This window comes from Halorubrum sp. B52 (genome assembly GCF_059752555.1).
This window is the reverse complement of sequence record NZ_MWTG01000009.1, coordinates 635,744-651,595: the sequence shown is the minus strand read 5'-3', so window position 1 is coordinate 651,595 and position 15,852 is coordinate 635,744. Positions and strand designations below refer to the sequence as shown.

Annotated in this window: 11 protein-coding genes and 1 tRNA gene; 5 read left to right on the top strand and 7 right to left on the bottom strand. The window is 70.2% G+C overall.

What is annotated here, in order from left to right:
* Window positions 1-53: 53 nt before the first annotated feature.
* Entirely contained in the window at window positions 54-3,032 is a 2,979-nt protein-coding gene (locus B4V04_RS11865; RefSeq protein ID WP_498231868.1) for a DUF7827 domain-containing protein, read from the bottom strand.
* A 533-nt stretch (window positions 3,033-3,565) separates the two neighbouring features.
* Window positions 3,566-3,719: transfer RNA gene (locus B4V04_RS11860), tRNA-Met, on the bottom strand.
* A gap of 167 nt (window positions 3,720-3,886) precedes the next feature.
* On the opposite strand from B4V04_RS11860, the gene B4V04_RS11855 reads away from it, so the two are divergent.
* Together B4V04_RS11855 and B4V04_RS11850 are read left to right on the top strand one after the other, a co-directional pair.
* Window positions 3,887-5,287, top strand: coding sequence for a DUF7115 domain-containing protein (locus B4V04_RS11855; RefSeq protein ID WP_498231866.1), 1,401 nt, complete (start codon window positions 3,887-3,889; stop codon window positions 5,285-5,287).
* Between the two features lie 84 nt (window positions 5,288-5,371).
* A complete protein-coding gene (locus B4V04_RS11850; RefSeq protein ID WP_498231864.1) occupies window positions 5,372-6,595 on the top strand; it encodes a mechanosensitive ion channel family protein in 1,224 nt (407 codons plus the stop codon).
* Window positions 6,596-6,632: 37 nt separating this feature from the next.
* Here the strand turns inward: B4V04_RS11850 and mutL are convergent, their stop codons facing one another.
* Together mutL and mutS are read right to left on the bottom strand one after the other, a co-directional pair.
* Window positions 6,633-8,390, bottom strand: coding sequence for a DNA mismatch repair endonuclease MutL (gene mutL, locus B4V04_RS11845; protein ID WP_498231862.1), 1,758 nt, complete (start codon window positions 8,388-8,390; stop codon window positions 6,633-6,635).
* Window positions 8,380-11,241: a DNA mismatch repair protein MutS gene (mutS, locus tag B4V04_RS11840; RefSeq protein WP_498231861.1), complete on the bottom strand. Its 2,862-nt coding sequence runs from the start codon at window positions 11,239-11,241 to the stop codon at window positions 8,380-8,382. The genes mutL and mutS overlap by 11 nt, the downstream gene beginning before the upstream one ends.
* A 129-nt stretch (window positions 11,242-11,370) precedes the next feature.
* Here mutS and B4V04_RS11835 point away from each other — a divergent pair, with 129 nt between their 5' ends.
* Window positions 11,371-11,940 carry a J domain-containing protein gene (locus B4V04_RS11835; protein WP_498231860.1) on the top strand — a complete coding sequence of 190 codons (570 nt, stop codon included), beginning with the start codon at window positions 11,371-11,373 and terminating at the stop codon, window positions 11,938-11,940.
* Between the two features lie 19 nt (window positions 11,941-11,959).
* Here B4V04_RS11835 and mobA read toward each other — a convergent pair whose 3' ends face one another.
* Window positions 11,960-12,661: a molybdenum cofactor guanylyltransferase gene (gene mobA / locus B4V04_RS11830; protein ID WP_498231858.1), complete on the bottom strand. Its 702-nt coding sequence runs from the start codon at window positions 12,659-12,661 to the stop codon at window positions 11,960-11,962.
* A 165-nt stretch (window positions 12,662-12,826) separates the two neighbouring features.
* Here mobA and pdxS point away from each other — a divergent pair, with 165 nt between their 5' ends.
* Window positions 12,827-13,735: a pyridoxal 5'-phosphate synthase lyase subunit PdxS gene (gene pdxS / locus B4V04_RS11825; protein WP_144797374.1), complete on the top strand. Its 909-nt coding sequence runs from the start codon at window positions 12,827-12,829 to the stop codon at window positions 13,733-13,735.
* 134 nt (window positions 13,736-13,869) lie between these two features.
* Complete coding sequence (locus B4V04_RS11820) at window positions 13,870-14,436, top strand: DUF8159 domain-containing protein (RefSeq protein ID WP_498231856.1); 567 nt, start codon at window positions 13,870-13,872, stop codon at window positions 14,434-14,436.
* 32 nt (window positions 14,437-14,468) lie between these two features.
* Here B4V04_RS11820 and B4V04_RS11815 read toward each other — a convergent pair whose 3' ends face one another.
* Window positions 14,469-15,350 carry a homoserine kinase gene (locus B4V04_RS11815; protein WP_498231854.1) on the bottom strand — a complete coding sequence of 294 codons (882 nt, stop codon included), beginning with the start codon at window positions 15,348-15,350 and terminating at the stop codon, window positions 14,469-14,471.
* A 135-nt stretch (window positions 15,351-15,485) separates the two neighbouring features.
* On the bottom strand, window positions 15,486-15,737 hold the full coding sequence (locus tag B4V04_RS11810; RefSeq protein WP_498231852.1) for a DUF8006 family protein: 252 nt from the start codon (window positions 15,735-15,737) through the stop codon (window positions 15,486-15,488).
* Window positions 15,738-15,852 lie beyond the last annotated feature (115 nt).

Sequence of the window (15,852 nt, the reverse complement as noted above, 5' to 3'; positions counted from 1 at the left end):
GGGGTCGGCCCGCGAGGGCCGATGGTCAGCGAGCTTGGAGTGTCGCTGCTGCGTTACTCGTTACGCCGCGTAGCGAGGAGCGCAGCCGCGATGAGGGCCACGAGGGCCACGAGAGCGCCGAAGCCGGGCGTGGAGTCGTCGGTGCCGCCGTCGCCACCGTCGTCTCCGTCGCCGCCGTCGTCGCCGCCGTCAGCGCCGTCGTCGCCGTCGCCACCGTCGTCGCCGTCGCCACCGTCATCGCCGCCGTCGTCGCCGCCGTCGTCAGCGGCTTCGATGGTCAGCGTGCCGGTCGCTTCGTCGTCAGGCGTCGAGATGCCGTGCTCGTAGTCACCAGCGTCGAGGCCGGACGTGTCGGCCGTGAACTCGACGGTGGAGCTGCCGCCAGCTTCGAGCGTGACATCCTGACTGTCGAGCTCCTCGCCGTCAAGCGTGAGCGCGACAGACTTGGTGTCCTGCTGACCGCCGGTGTTCTCGATCGTGGCCGAAACCGTGACCGAGTCACCAGCCGTCGCAGTTGCTTCAGCGGGCTCGAGGCCCGAGACCTCGAAGACCGCGGGTTCGCCGACCGCTTCGACGACTTCGCCGTCAACTTCCAGCTCTTCGTCGAGCGGGGAGTTACGGGTCGTCGTGGTGAACGTGTCGTTGACTTCCTGCTCGCTGAAGTCGAGCGTCGCCGTGAACGTGCCGTCCGGCTGGACAGTAACGTCCTCGGCGTTCTTGACGAAGCTCGTAGCCGAGTCCTCGTCGCTGCGAGCGCGGACAGAGAACTCAGTACCGGGCGCGACGTTCATCGTGCCGGTAATCGTCTGGTTCTCCGCGTTGGCGACCTGAACCGGGTCGCCGTTGAAGTCACCCTCAGCTTCGACAGCGTCGAAGCTCGCGTTCGCAGACTCGTACGCTGCTTCGACGTCGTCTTCGTCGTCGTCGGCCTCAGCGCTAGTCAGGAGCGGGTCCTGAACGCTGAAGTCGGCATTGTACACGTCTCCGTCCTCGATGCCGTCAGTGTTGCCATTGTCGCTAAGCGCACTGTTCAGCGTGTCGAGGTCGAGGAAGACGTAGTAGTTGTCGTTCGCCTCGTCGTAGACGACGTTTGCGGCATTCGCGAATTCGCTAGCGTCGTCGATGTCCTCGGAGATGTTGATCTCGTTGGCTTCCTGGTTCGCGCCAGGGTTCTGCTCTTCGAAGATGAGGCTTGCCGCGTTGGCGTCGGTATCTTCAGTAGCAGTGCTGCCCTGGTTGAGAAGCGCGTACAGCGCCTCAGCATTGCCGTTCTCGCCCTGTGCGTCGAGCGCACCCTGGAGACCACTCGCAGTGATCTGGTGGACAAGCACGTCGCTGTCACTGTCGGCACCGAGCGCGACCTCGTCCGTCTGGGTCACAACGCCGGATTCGACGCCGCCGTTGATCGCTTCAACAGCGGCATCGTCGCCGTCATCGTCCTGCGCTTCCACGACATCGTCACGGACGTCGTCAGTGGTGCGCCAAAGGACCATCTCGCCGGTCGAGCGCTCCGAGATGGTGAGCGTCCCGACGTCGCTTTCATTACCGAGCGCGACGCTGGCGTCGTTCCCGGAGATCGTTTCGGCACTCACGGAGATATCGTAGTCACCCGTGTCCAGGAGCTCACCGAGTGACGTGGTGCTCTGACCCTGGAGGGTGAATTCATCGTCTTCGGAGCTGTCTGCGAGGGTGACAACATCCGCGCTAGTGCTCTGGCCAGCAGTGTACGTGTTGAACAGGAGGCTGACCTGACCGTCCTCATCGTCGTCCACGACGCTGATGTTGGCCTGGTAGCCGTCGTCTTCCTCGTCACCGATCACGACGGTGCCGGTCTCGGTCTGGTCGAGTTCGACGGTGACGTTCACGACGTCACCCTGCGGGGTGCTGATCGCACCCTGATCGAGATTAAGCTCACCCTCGCCGCCCTCGGTCACGTTGATCGAGGCCGTGGATTCGGCGGTAGAGTCGTCCACCTCAAAGGTGAACTCGTACTCACCCTCATCAATGCCGGAGAAGTCCGTCGTGAGTTCTCCGTCAGAGTCGACAGTGACAGTGATCTCGTCGTCGTCGCCGACGCCGGAGACACCACCGAAGTCGCTCGTGTCGAAGATGCTCTCCAGCTCATCGTCATCGAGGTTGCCGTCGGAAGTGACGACAACGTCGTAGTTTGCACGGTTGGAGTCAACATCGAGCTCGGTCTGCTCACCGCTCTCAACCGAGTCATCAACGAACTCGGTACTGAGACTCTGGGTCGCGACCTCGAAGCTCCCGTCGGTGCTGGTGCTAGTGCCCGAGGAGTTTCCGTTATTGAACGAAATCACTTCAGAGGTGTTGCTGGCGTTGACGACGACGTACTCGTCTGCGTCAAGGCTGCCAGTGTCGACAACTCCGAAGCTGTCAGCGGATCCCTCTAGCGAGAATTCGTCAACGAGCCCTCCAACAGAGTCGGGGTCGCTACTGGTATCAACGGTCCGGATCTGGACAGCGTCAACATCCTCGGAGACGTTGAATCCGAGTTCCTGACCCTGCCAGTACGTCCCTCCGGTGGTCAGCGGAGCGTCGCCTTTGGTGCCGACGTAAGCACTGTCATCATCGACTTGATTGGCATCGGCGGCGGCAATGTTATCGCCGAAGTCTTCCTCAATTTCGTCAGTTGTGTCTGTGGACAGGTGGGCTGTGTGATCGCCGGGGAACCCGCCGTCATCAGCAACTTCAACCTCGACGGTTGCCGTCGCTGAACCATCGTCAATGGTCACATTCTGAGCGCCTGCTAGCACAAGGTCACCATCATCATCAGTGTATGTGATGAGGACAGAACCGTTGAGATCTGCAGGGTCATTAGTGTCATTGTTCACAGTAACCGTTACATTTCCGTCGTCTCCAAGGAACTGATCATCGAAAGTAACAGTGTCATTACTTTCGACAGCAGCAGCCGGCGCAGCAGCGAAACCGGCCGCAACCATGGAGATGACCATGACCGCCGCGAAGAAGACCGCGTTGGCCTTCTTGCGTGTATTATTGTCGTTTGTCATTGTGTGTTGTCTGCGTCGACCACAGCAGCTTTCCCCTCACCTGACGCCCGATCTTCGTCGCCGCCAACAGGATCATCAAAGTGCGACCGGACTCGGTTCATGGTACTCAGTACTGCAGCCATTTGGGTAGGGGTTGCAAGCAGAACATACACCGTTCGCTATAAATACTTTGTGTGGTGTGTAGGGCGTGTGAACCCATCACAATGGCTCGTCGGGGCCTGAGACGGCCGATCAGCGATTGAGCGGGGATCGCGGCGAGTCGCGAACTGGTATAAATATCGCTATCGAGACAAAATCGCGGGGTGCAGTTCTTAGCGCGCGTACGCTCAGGAGAAACAAAGCAACGCTGAAGCGACCGCTGAACTGCGCTGTCACGGCGACACGTCCATGGACGCTTCAGCGTCTGACAAAGGACAATTAAATAATATATAACTACGGCTTACCTCAGTTGTTGTCACTCCGTCGTCGACTTTTCCTCGAAAGCGCGCTCGGAAGGCAACGGCGCGGCTGGCCGTTGTACCGAACCGAGAGAGTGGCCGGGGTGGGCTCCGAACCCACGATCTCCGCATGTCCCAGGTCCGAGGCTCGGCGGAGCCACGGGAAGGACGCGGACGCTTCCAAGGCGTCACCGCACCGAATCTCCGAACCCTATGAGTGCGGCGCTATGTCCAGCTAAGCCACCCGGCCTCACCTTCTCGTACCGCGATGAGACCCTTTAAGCTTCCCATCCGTCGGAGGGATGTGAGGCGGTGACAGAGGGCGGCGACGGGGGCGCCGGCAGCGGCGGTGCCCGAGGTGACCGATCCGAGAATCGGACCCCGCGGATTTATGCGGGACGGGGAAAATTCCGGGGTATGAGCCTTCCCGACCTGCTCGCGGAGACCGTCGGCGACGAGGACGTCGTCGCCGCGGTCTCGCTTGGGGGAGACGACCGGCTCGCGGTGACGCCGACGCGGACGCTCGTCTATCGCGGCGACGGGCTGCTGTCGGACGAGTCGGTCGCGGAGTACTCCCACGACGTCGAGCGCATCGCGGTCTCGACGGGCCGCCGCAAGGCGAAACTCACCCTCGGCTACGGCCTCGATGGCGACGAGACCCTCTCGCTGCCGGCGAAGCGCGCCGACGAGGCGCTCCACCCGATCCTCGCCGGCGTCCTCTCGGCGACCGGCGTCACCGACCCCGGCGAGTCGGTCCTCCGCACCTTCCGCTTCTCGGAGCTCACCCTCGTCGTCACCAGCGACCGACTGGTCAAACACGTCGGCTCCGCCGTCTGGGACGAGGAGTTCGAGGAGTTCCCGTTCGCCGACCTCACCGACCTCGACTTCGAGGAGGGGACGGTCGCGACCGCGGTCGTGCTCGCCCACGGCGGCCGCTCCGAGCGCTTCAAGGCCCCCAACGAGTCCGCGCGCGCGCTCCGCGAGACCCTCGTCGACGCCGTCTGCGCCTACCACGGCGTCGACAGCCTCGAGGAGTTCCGCGTCGCCGTCGCCGACGACGAGGAGCCCGACGCCGACGCGGACGCCGACGGCGCGACCGACTTCGGCGAGGGGCCCGATCCCCTCTCCGCCTCGCCCGTCGCCGACGCGGAGGCCGAAGCGGAGGCGACGGCCGGGACGCGAGCCGACGCCGGGCCGGGGACGAACGCCGAGCCGGGGACGGACGCCGAGAGCGACGCGGACGCGGCGGCGGACCCCCTCTCGGCGGGGGTCGGCGACGCCGAGCCGACCGCCGCGACGGGCACCGCGGATGACGACCTCGCGGGCGCGTCCGCGAACGAGGTCGACGGTGTCGGACCCGGAGACGACGCCGATCCCGTCGACGACGCCGACTCCGGTGACGGTCCCGACCCGCTGGGCGAGACCGCCGGGAGCGCGAGCGACGACGCCGTCGCCGGTCGCGCGGTCGACACCGACCCGCTGGCCGAGAGCCCGGCCGAGGAATCGGCGGTCGACGTCGACCCGGGAGACGGGGCCGACTTCGCGAGCGACACCGCCGGGGAGCCGCCCGCGGAGGGGACCGCCCCGTCCGACGGGGCCGCGCCGGCCGACTCCGACGAGCCCGCCGCGCGAGAGGGCGCGGCGCCGACCGACGACGGCTTCGACGGGTCGCCGTTCGAGACCGCGGGCGTCGAGGGCGAGGACCTCGCGACCGAGGTCGCGGAGCTGCGTCACACCGTCGAACAGCAGTCCGAGCGGCTCGACCGGCAGTCGGCGCTCATCGAACGGCTGATCGAGGAGCTCCGGCGCGGGCGCTGAGACCGACACCCCCGCCCGGAGCCGGTTCTCCGAATCGATAGCTGTAGGGGTGCATTTTTAAAGCCGACGACGAAGACGCAGGAAGTGACCACACAGCTCGGCCCCCGGATCGACGCGACGCTGGGTGGCGTCGTGACCACGGAGGCCCGCCTCGCCGTGACGGTCGGCATCCTCCTCCTGACGGCGTTGATCGGATGGCTGCTTCTCCCCCGAATCGTCCGCGCCGGCGAGCGGGTCGTTACGGGATGGCTCGAGCGCTTCCTCGACGGGCGCGGGGAGTCCTCCGTCGAGACGCTCCGCGAGGCGGTACCCGTCTCGTTCGGCTTACGGCTGCTCGTCGGCCTGCTCCAGCTCGCGCTGTTCGCGCTCGCCGCCGTCGCCGTGCTGACGCTGTGGGGGCGGTTCGCGGTCGTCGTCGCGGTGCTCCCCGTCGCGGAGAACGCCGCGACGGTCGCCGGGCGAGCCGTCCTCTCGGCGCTCCTCCTCGGCGGCGCCTACGTCGCGAGCGACGTGTTAGAGGAGTACGTCGCCGACCTCTCCGACGACAGCGACCGCATCACGGCCCACCAGGAGCAGCTCCTCACCCGGATCATGCAGGTCGGCCTGCTCGTGATCGCCGGCGTCACCGTCCTCGGCATCTGGGGCGTCAACCTCGGCGGCCTGCTCGTCGGGGCGGGCTTCTTGGGGATCGTGCTCGGGATGGCGGCCAGGCAGACCCTCGGCTCGCTCATCGCCGGCTTCGTGCTGATGTTCGCCCGCCCCTTCGAGATCGGCGACTGGGTCGAGATCGGCGACCAGGAGGGGTTCGTCACCGAGATCACGATCATGAACACCCACATGCGGAACTTCGACGGCGAGTACGTCGTCGTCCCGAACGACCTCGTCACCAACCAGGCGATCACCAACCGGAGCCGCGAGGGGCGGCTCCGCATCCACATGGAGGTCGGCATCGGCTACGACGACGACCCCGACGACGCCAGCGAGATCGCGGAGGAGGTCCTGACGGAGATCGACACGGTCGCCAACAACCCGAAGCCGTACGTCATCCCCTCCGGCTTCGGCGACTCCGCGATCCTGCTCGACCTCCGCTTCTGGATCGACCCCCCGACGCCCCAGGCCCGGTGGCGCTCGAAGGCCAGCGCCGTCGAGCTGATCCAGGACCGGTTCGCCGACGCCGGGATCTCCATCCCGTACCCGCAGCGGACCGTCTCGTACCCGCCGGAGACGGGGGAGGCGGACGAGACGGTCGAGCGCGTCGAGCGCTTGGACGGCGACGGGAAGAACCGCGCGAGCGACCGCCCCGCCTAGAGGGACCGTTACCGCCCCCTCACCGCACGTACCGCCCTCACCGGTCCCGCCCGAACCCGGCCGCGAACGTCGCCTCGTCGACCGACAGGACCGTCGGCCGCCCGTGGGGACACGAGTACGGCCGGTCGCACTCGCCCAGCCGGTCCAAAAGCGAGCGCTGCTCGCCGCGCGACAGCCCCCCGATCTCCCCGCGCTTCAGCGACGGGTGACACGCCAGGTCGGCGAGCAGCGCCTCCCGGGCGTCCCGCGGCGACTCGCCGCCCGCGAGGGTCGCGAGCGCGTCGCGGAACGCGTCCGCGTCGGCCGCCCGCCCGAACGGCGCCGGGACGGTCCGGAGCCTGACGGTCCCCCCGCCGAACGGCTCCGTCTCGAAGCCGAGCGCGTCCAGCGCGTCGCCGTGCGCCTCCGCGGCCGCCGCCTCGTCGGCCGACAGCGAGACGGTCGCGGGCGGGTCGAGCGCGGCCGTCGGCACCGGCTCGTCCGAAAAGGCCCGCGCGAGCCGCTCGTAGTTCACGCGCTCGTGGGCGGCGTGGCCGTCGACGACCAGTAGCTCGTCGCCCGCCTCGACGAGGAGGTAGAGGTCGCGGAAGACGCCGACCGGGTCCGCCTCCGCGAAGGTCCCGGGCCGCTCGCCCGCCTCCCCGCCGACCGGGTCGAGCGCCGATTCGATCCCGGTGTCCACGTCCCCCTTTCGCCGGAGGTCGGCGCCCGTGAGCGCGTCCGCGACGGCCGACTCGACCGCGTCCGCGACCCGGTCGGCGTCGCGCAGCCCGACCTCGCGCTTCGCGGGGTGGACGTTCGGGTCCACGCGGGCGGGCGGCACCGCGACGTCGACGGCGGCCACCGGCTCGCGCCCGTCCGGGATCAGGCGCCCGTAGCCGGCCCGGACCGCGGCCGCGAGTCGGTCGTTCCGCACGGGACGCCCGTTCACCGACACCCGGACGTGGTCGCGCGAGGCGCGCGTCACCGAGGGGTACGCGAGCGCGCCGGCGACGTCGACGGAGAGCGGTTCCCCCCCGTCCGTCCCGACGTCGACGCCCGCCGCGAGCTCGGTCGACCGGCTGGCGGTGTCGCGGTCGTAGACGCCGAACAGCGCGTCCGTGACGCCGGTTCCCGGCGTCGACAGCGTGGTCGACCCGTCGTGGTCCAGCGCGAACGCGACGTCGGGGTTCGCGAGCGCGTAGTCGGCGACCAGCGACGAGACCCGCGCGAACTCGGCGGCCGCCCCCGCGAGTGACTCCCGGCGCGCCGGGCGGGTCGCGAACAGGTCCTCGACGACGACCGTGGTTCCGCGAGCGCGCCCGGCGTCGGCCACGTCGATATCGCTCCCCTCGTCCCCTCCCGCAGCCGTCCCGTCGACGACCACTCGCGTCCCCACGGCGTCGCCGTCGCTGGTCGTCAGCTCCAGCCGCGCGGCGTCGGCGATCGCGGCCAGCGCCTCGCCCCGGAACCCCAGCGACGCGACGCCGACCGGGTCGCCGTCGGGCGCGAGCTTGCTCGTCGCGTGGCGCTCGACCGCGCGGCGGGCGTCTGCGCGCCCCATTCCCCGGCCGTCGTCGGCGACCCGGATCCGGTCGGTGCCGTCGCCGTCGACCGCGACCTCGACCGACGAGGCGCCGGCGTCGAGGGCGTTGTCCACCAGTTCGCCGACGACCCGCGCCGGCCGGGTGACGACCTCGCCGGCGGCGATCCGGTCGACCGTGGCGGAGTCGAGCCGGCGGACGCGGGGGGCCTCCCGGGCCGGCCTCGCGGTCTCGTCCGACCGGTCCCCGCCGGCGCGCTCCTCACCCGCCATCGTCGAGCCTCGACTGGAGGTCGTGGAGGGCGTTCAGCGCCTCGATCGGCGTCGTCCGGGCGAGGTCGAGCTCGCGGAGGTCGGCGGCGAGGTCGCTCTCGGGGGCGACGCCGGGATCGTCGACCTCGGTTCCGTCGGCTTCGGTCCCGCCGGCCTCGGGCGGTACGTCGCCGTCGACGACCTCGTCGCCGCCCGGACCGTCGGCGTCCCGGCCGGCGTCGCCGCCGCGCTCCTCGGCGAGGAACTCGCGGAGCGAGACGTCGTCCGGGTCCGCCCCGTCGGTCGGTTCGTCCGGACTCACCGGCTCGCTTCCCTCGGACGCGGCCTCGCCCTCGGACGGTTCGCCCGTCTCGTCGGCCGCCACCAGCGACCGGGAGCGCTCGACGACGGGCGCGGGGACGCCGGCGAGCTCGGCGACCTCGACGCCGTACGACGAGGAGGAGGCGCCGGGGACGACCCGGTGGAGGAACGTCACGTCGCCGTCCTCGCGGGTGGCCGTGAAGTGGAGGTTGAAGACGCGCTCGCGCTCGTCGGCGAGGTCGGTGAGCCCGTGGTAGTGGGTGGCGAACAGCGCGGTGGCGCCCAGCTCGTCGTGGACGAACTCGGCGGCCGCGCGGGCGATGGCGCGCCCGTCGGTCGTCGCGGTCCCGCGGCCGACCTCGTCGAGGAGGACGAGCGAGTCGGGCCCGGCGTCGTGGAGGATCTCCGTCAGCTCGCTCATCTCGCGCATGAACGTCGACTGGCCGCCCGCGATGTCGTCGGAGGCGCCGACGCGAGTGAACAGCCGGTCGAAGACGGGGAGCGAGGCCGCCTGCGCGGGGACGAACGAGCCGGTCTGCGCCAAGACGACGGCCAGCGCGACCGCCCGCATGTACGTCGACTTCCCGCTCATGTTCGGCCCCGTGATCACGGCGACCGACCCCCGGGGAAGGTCGGCGTCGTTCGGCACGAACGACGCCTCCGCGCGCTCGACGACGGGGTGGCGACCACCCTCGATCTCGATCCCGGCGTCGGGGTCGTCGACGACCTCCGGGCGGACGTAGTCGCCCTCGACCGCCACGGTCGCCAGCGACGCGAGCGCGTCGAGCTCGGCGAGCGCGTCCGCGAGCCCTTGGATCCGCTCCGTCTCGCTCGCGACGCGCTCGCGGACGTCGGCGAACAGCTCGTACTCCATGGCGTCCGCGCGCTCGGCGGCGCCGACGATCTCCTCCTCGCGCTCCTTCAGCTCGGGCGTCACGTAGCGTTCGCTGTTCTTCAGCGTCTGTCGGCGGCGGTAGTCGTCGGGAACGCTGTCGAGGTTGGCGTCGGTCACCTCGATGTAGTAGCCGTGGACCTGATTGTGCCCGACCGACAGCGAGTCGATCCCGGTGCGCTCGCGCTCGCTGGCTTCCAGGTCGGCGACCCACTCGCGCCCCTCGCGCTCGGTCGCGCGGAGCGCGTCGAGGTCGTCGTCGAACCCCTCGCGGATCACGCCGCCGTCGGTGATCTCCGGCGGGGGGTTGACCGCGACCGCCTCGTCGATCAGCTCGCGGACTTCGACCAGCTCGTCGAGGCGGTCGCGGAGGTCACGGAGGCGATCGGTGCGGGGGTGATCGGCGTCGTCGTCTGCCCCCTCCGCGTCGTCGCCGACGCCCCCCGCCAGCGTCGCCTTCAGCTCCGGGACGACCGCGAGCGTCGCGTGCAGCGAGCGCAGATCGCGGGCGTCGGCCCGCCCCCGAGAGACGCGCCCGACGAGGCGCTCGAGGTCGTAGGCGGCCGCGAGCGCGTCGGCGACCCCCTCGCGGGCCAGCGTGCGGTCGGCCAGCTCGCCGACCGCGTCGTGGCGGCCCCGGATCGCGTCGGCGTCGACGAGCGGGCGCCGGAGCCACCGCTCCAGACACCTCCGACCGAGCGCGCAGCTCGTCTCGTCGAGGACGTCGAACAGCGTGTCGCTGGCGCCGAGCCCGCGGTTCTCGAACAGCTCCAGGCTGCGCTGGGCGGCGGCGTCGAGCCGCAGTCGGTCGCGGGGGTCGTACCGCCGGATGCGGGTGACGTACGAGAGCGGGCCGTCGTCGCCCTGCGTGTACTCGGCGTACGCGAGCACGGCGCCGGCCGCCCGGATCTCAGAGTCCTCGTCGAACCGCCGGTCGGGGGCCGGGAGGTACGGCTCCAGCCGCTCGGTCGCGGCGCGCCGCCCGAAGGCGTCGGGGTCGTACTCGTGGACGGTCCAGCCGTTGTCGGCGTCCGAGGGCTCGAAGGCGGGGGCGTCCGGCCCCGCGATCAGTTCCGCCGGCGCGATCCGGTCGAGCTCGCCGGCGACCGCGTCGCGGTCGCCCGAGGTGACGAGGCACTCGCCCGTGGAGACGTCGACGGCGGCGAGACCGACGGAATCGTTGGGATCAGTTCCCTCCTCGTCACCGTCCGCCGCGACCGCCGCCACGTAGTTCGTCGTCCCCGCCTCCAGCAGGTCGTCCTCGACGACGGTCCCGGGCGTGATCACCTCCGTGACCGCGCGGTCGACGAGCCCGGACGCCTGCTCGGCGTCCTCGACCTGGTCGCCGACGGCGACGCGGTAGCCGGCGTCGAGCAGCGACTCGAGGTACGGAGCGGCGTTGTCGATCGGGATCCCCGCCATCGGGTAGTCGCCGGTCGAGTCCGAGCGCTCCGTGAGCGTCACCTCGCAGACCCGCGCGACGGCCTCGGCCGCCTCGCAGAACGCCTCGTAGAAGTCGCCGACCTGGAACAGCACCAGCGCGTCCTCGTGGGCGGCACACAGGTCCGCGTACTGCGAGAGCATCGGCGTGAGCTCCTCGCGGGCGGCGGCGACGCCCGGCGGGAGCCCCGTCGCGACCGCTCGGTCCGGGGTTGGCATACCGCGAACCCGGGCGCCCGTGAGCATAAACGGTACGGAGGACCGCGGGTGGGGAGACACGGCTCCCGGGAGAGGCCCCCAGCCGTGCCCCGCCGGGAGCCTTACAACGATGGACGCCTCAGTACGCGTGTGACGAATCGGACGATCATCGTCGGCATGGCGGCGACGTTCATCGGGCTGACGGCCCTGCTGCTCGTCGCCGGGGTCGTGGTATCGCCCGTCCTGCTGGCCGTGGCCGTCCCGTTCGGCGTGGTCTCGTACTTCCTCTGGTACCACGCCAGCGGCAAGCTCCGCGATCGGGTCCGCCGGGAGGCCGCCCGCGCCGGTCCGACCGAGCGCGAGCGGGCGCGACGCCGCGCCCGCACGGCCGAACACCGCCGCTCCGCGCGCCGGACCGCGGGCGCGACAGACGGGGGGTTCGGCGGCGCGGCGGCCGGCGGCGCGCGGAGCGCGGGCGGTCCCGGTGCGCGCGGCCCGGGCGCTGGCGGACGACGGGATCCCCGAGACCGCGCGCCGCCGACCGGCGGGATGACCGAGCGCGACGCGTACGAGACGCTCGGCCTCGACCGGACCGCGGACCAAGAGACGATCCGCGAGACATACCGAGAGCGGGCGAAGCGGCTCCACCCCGACGCCGGGGACGGCGACGAGGAGGCGTTCAAGGAGCTGAACGAGGCGTACGAGCTCCTGAAGAACTGAGGGGGTCGCGGTCGCGGGATCACTCCTGGCCGTCGCCGTTACCGGCCGCCCCGACCGCCTCCGCGACCGCGTCCTCCGCCGCCGACAGCTCCTCCCGCGTGTTGACGTTCGTGAACGTCCGTTCCGTCGTCCGCGAGCGGATCGCCTCGTCGCCGACGACGACCCGGTCCAGCTCCTCTAACGCCGCCAACACCTTCCGGTCGCCGCGGGCGAGCGCGCGGTCGCAGGCGTCGGCCATCGCGTCGGCGCGATAGACCGCCTGCGTCGTCTGGAGCCATCGGTCGTCGAGCCGCGGGACCGCCGCCTCGCGCCCCGCCGCGTCTTCGCGGAGGGACGCGAGGAACCCCGGGTCGACGAACGGCATGTCGCAGGCGACGACGGCGACGTACTCGGAGGGGGCGGCCCGGCAGGCGTTGCGGATCCCGGCGGTCGGCCCGAGGTCGGGCTCGTCGTCGAGCGCCCACGTCACGGGGAGGCCGATCCCGTCGACGGCGGTCGCTATCGCCTCGCGCTGGTCGGGTCGACAGTTGATCACGAGGTCGTCGACGACGGGGTCGCCGCCCGATGCGCGGGCCGCGCCCGGCGGGACCGGATCGTCCGCCCCGGCGAGACGGTCCGCGACCCGGCGGATCATCGGGACGCCCGCGAGCGCGGCGACGGACTTGTCGCGGTCGCCGAAGCGGGTCGAGCGCCCGCCGGCGACGATGGCTCCGGTGGTCATGCGCGGATCTGCGAGCGGCGGGGACTTCGCCGTTGCGGTGGCGACGGAGTCGGCGTGGCGAGGCCGACATGGAAGCGGCTCACGGCGGGCTGGTACGTCGAGGAAACGCGAGTCGATTCCGGGCGAAAGCGACCCGTTAAGTGGTCGGGGAGCCACATATAGGATATGGCAGAGGACACCGATCTGGAGGGACTAAAACGCGGGACTGACCTAGTCAAGCGCGGCTTCGCGCAGATGCAGAAGGGCGGAGTCATCATGGACGTCGTCAACCGCGAGCAGGCTCGGATCGCCGAGGACGCCGGGGCGGTCGCAGTGATGCACCTCGAATCGGTCCCGGCCGACATCCGCAAGCGCGGCGGCGTCGCTCGGATGGCTGACCCGGGGAAACTCGAAGAAGTCATCGAAGAGGTGTCGATTCCCGTGATGGGCAAGGCTCGGATCGGCCACACCGCCGAGGCACAGATCTTGGAAGCCGCGGGCGCCGACATGGTCGACGAGTCCGAGGTGCTGACGCAGGCCGACGACCGCTACCACATCGACAAGCGCGAGTTCACCGCTCCGTTCGTCTGCGGGGCGCGGAACCTCCCCGAGGCGCTCCGCCGTATCGACGAGGGCGCGGCGATGATCCGTACGAAGGGCGAAGCGGGAACCGGCGACGTGAACCAGGCGGTCACCCATCAGCGCAATATCCAGCGTGCTATCGGTCAGCTCGAAGGGATGGCGTACGAGGAGCGCGACGAGTGGGCCCGCGAACACGGCGCCCCCCGGGAGCTCGTCCACGAGACGGCGGACCGCGGTCGCCTCCCGGTCGTCAACTTCGCGGCCGGCGGCATCGCGACGCCCGCCGACGCCGCGCTCATGATGCAACACGGTTGTGACGGCATCTTCGTCGGGTCGGGTATCTTCGGCGCGGAGAACCCCCCGGCGATGGGCGAGTCCATCGTCGCGGCGGTCAACAACTACGACGACCCCGAGAAGCTCAAGGAGATTGCGAAGAGCCCCGGCAAGGGGATGAAGGGCCAGTCGAACGCGGACATGGCCGAAGAAGAGAAGCTGCAGGGCCGCGGCGTTTAAATAGCGAGCTTCGATTTCGGTGTGGCACCCGCGTACAACGGGAACGCCGGATACGGGTGACCCGCTGTCACTGAAGCCAAAACGGACGTTTTAGCGACCGACACCATTACTCGCTAGCCGAAAATAGCGAGCGTATGAACCGACGAGGCTGCCTCACCGGAGCCGCGGGGTGTCTCGCGGCGACCCTCGCGGGGTGTCTCCGAGGAACGCCCGGAGAGAATGGAGAAACGCCCGGAGAGGACGGCAAAGTCGCCGAGGAGGGCTGCGCGCAGAGCCTGGCGACCGCCGGCGACGACGAGGACCGGTTCCTCGTGGCGAACGCGACCCCCGAGAGCCCCGGTGCCAGAGAGCTCCTGGCGACCGTCGAGGCGGAGACCGACGGGTTGACCCGGTTCACGGACGACGACGGCACCGAGCGGATCGGATTCAGCGACGCGGGAGACCTCTGGGAGCTCAGGTATCGCGGAACCCCCCACGCCGGGGAGGACCGGTTTCGAGAGGAGATCGCGGCGCTGGCCGCGACGTTCGCGTCGAACCGGCCGGACGGCGTGTCGTTGACGGCCGCGTCGCTCCACGAGTGCACGACCGGCACGTGGCACGTCTGCGCCGAGGCCGCGGCGGCGTTCGATCGCGGGGAACTCGACCGGGAGGCGTTCGTCGACGAGGTCTGGGAGACCGCGGAGATCGAGAACGACTGTTGAGCGCGGCTCGCTCGGAGTCTCGTCGCCCGCCCTTACTCCTCTAACACCGTCGACCCCTTCCCGATCCGGGTCTGGTAGGCGCGGGCGTCGATACCGGCGTCTGAGAAGGCGTCGAGCATCGCGGCGGCGACCCCTCGCCGGCGGTTCTCGCGGCAGACGGCGATGATCGCGGGCCCGGCGCCGCTGACGGTGACGCCCGCGGCGCCGGCGTCGAAGGCGGCGGCCCGTACCTCGTCGTACCCCGTGATCAGCCGGGCGCGCTCCGGGGTGACGACGGGGTCGTTCATGCCGGCGCCGACGAGGGCGGGGTCGGAGCGGCACATCCCGATCGCGAGCGTCGCCGCGTTGCCGACCGTCTCGACGAGGTCCTCCATCGGCGCGCTCTCGGGGACGACCCGGCGCGCGTCCCGAGTGGAGACCGCGACGTCGGGGAGGCAGACGACCAGCGGGACCGCGGCGTCGACCGCGTGCGTCGCCTCGCTCGTCGTCACCGTGAACCCGCCGAGGATCGAGGGCGCGACGTTGTCCGAGTGGGCGACGCCGGAGACGACCGCCTCTCCCTCCGCGGCGATCGGGACCAGCTCCGAGCGGGAGAGCCCGCGGTCGTACAGCCGGTTGAGCGCGACCGCGGCGCCCGCGGCGCTGGCGGCCGAGGAGCCGAGCCCGGAGGCCGGGCGGACCCCCTTGTCGATGTGGATGCGCGCGGGCGCGTCGAGGGCCTCGACGACCGCGCCGACCGTGTTCTTCTCGGGGTCCTCGGGGATGTACTGCGCGCCGACGCCCGTGACCTCGATCGTCGTCTCCGCCGCCTTCTCGACGGTGACGACGTCGGCCGGCCGCGTGAGGGCCGCCCCGAACACGTCGAACCCGCTGCCGAGGTTCGCGCTCGTGGCGGGTGCCCGTACCGTGACCATGGCGAGGAGTGTCGCCCGGGGTGCAAAAAGGAGCGGGATCGAACAACGACGGACGGGAGCGACGACCGACTTCGGCCGCGCCGCTGGGCGGGGAGGGCGAAGCGCGGAGAGGGCTGATAAGGGGGCGCGCGCCGATCAGCTATCGGCCATCGTCCACAGCAGCGCGCCGACGAGGATCAGCGGGATGCCGATCAGGATGTACGTCTTGGGCATCGTCGTGTACGGCGCGACGAGGAAGATCAGCCCGAAGCCGCCGAAGACGGAGGCGATCACGCGCTGGGACTTCAGCGGCGCGGCTCCGAGCAGCGAGACGATGAACCCGAGCAGTATGACGTGCCCGAGATGGTAATCGAGCAGGAACGTGTCGATAGCCAGCGGCGAGAGCATTCTTGTCCGAAGGTGCGAGGGATTCGCGCATTAAAGTTCCGTTTCTCGCGAGACCGGTCGGAGGTCGGCCCGACGTCCCCACCGCCCGATATAAGAGCCGGCGGCGCGACCACCC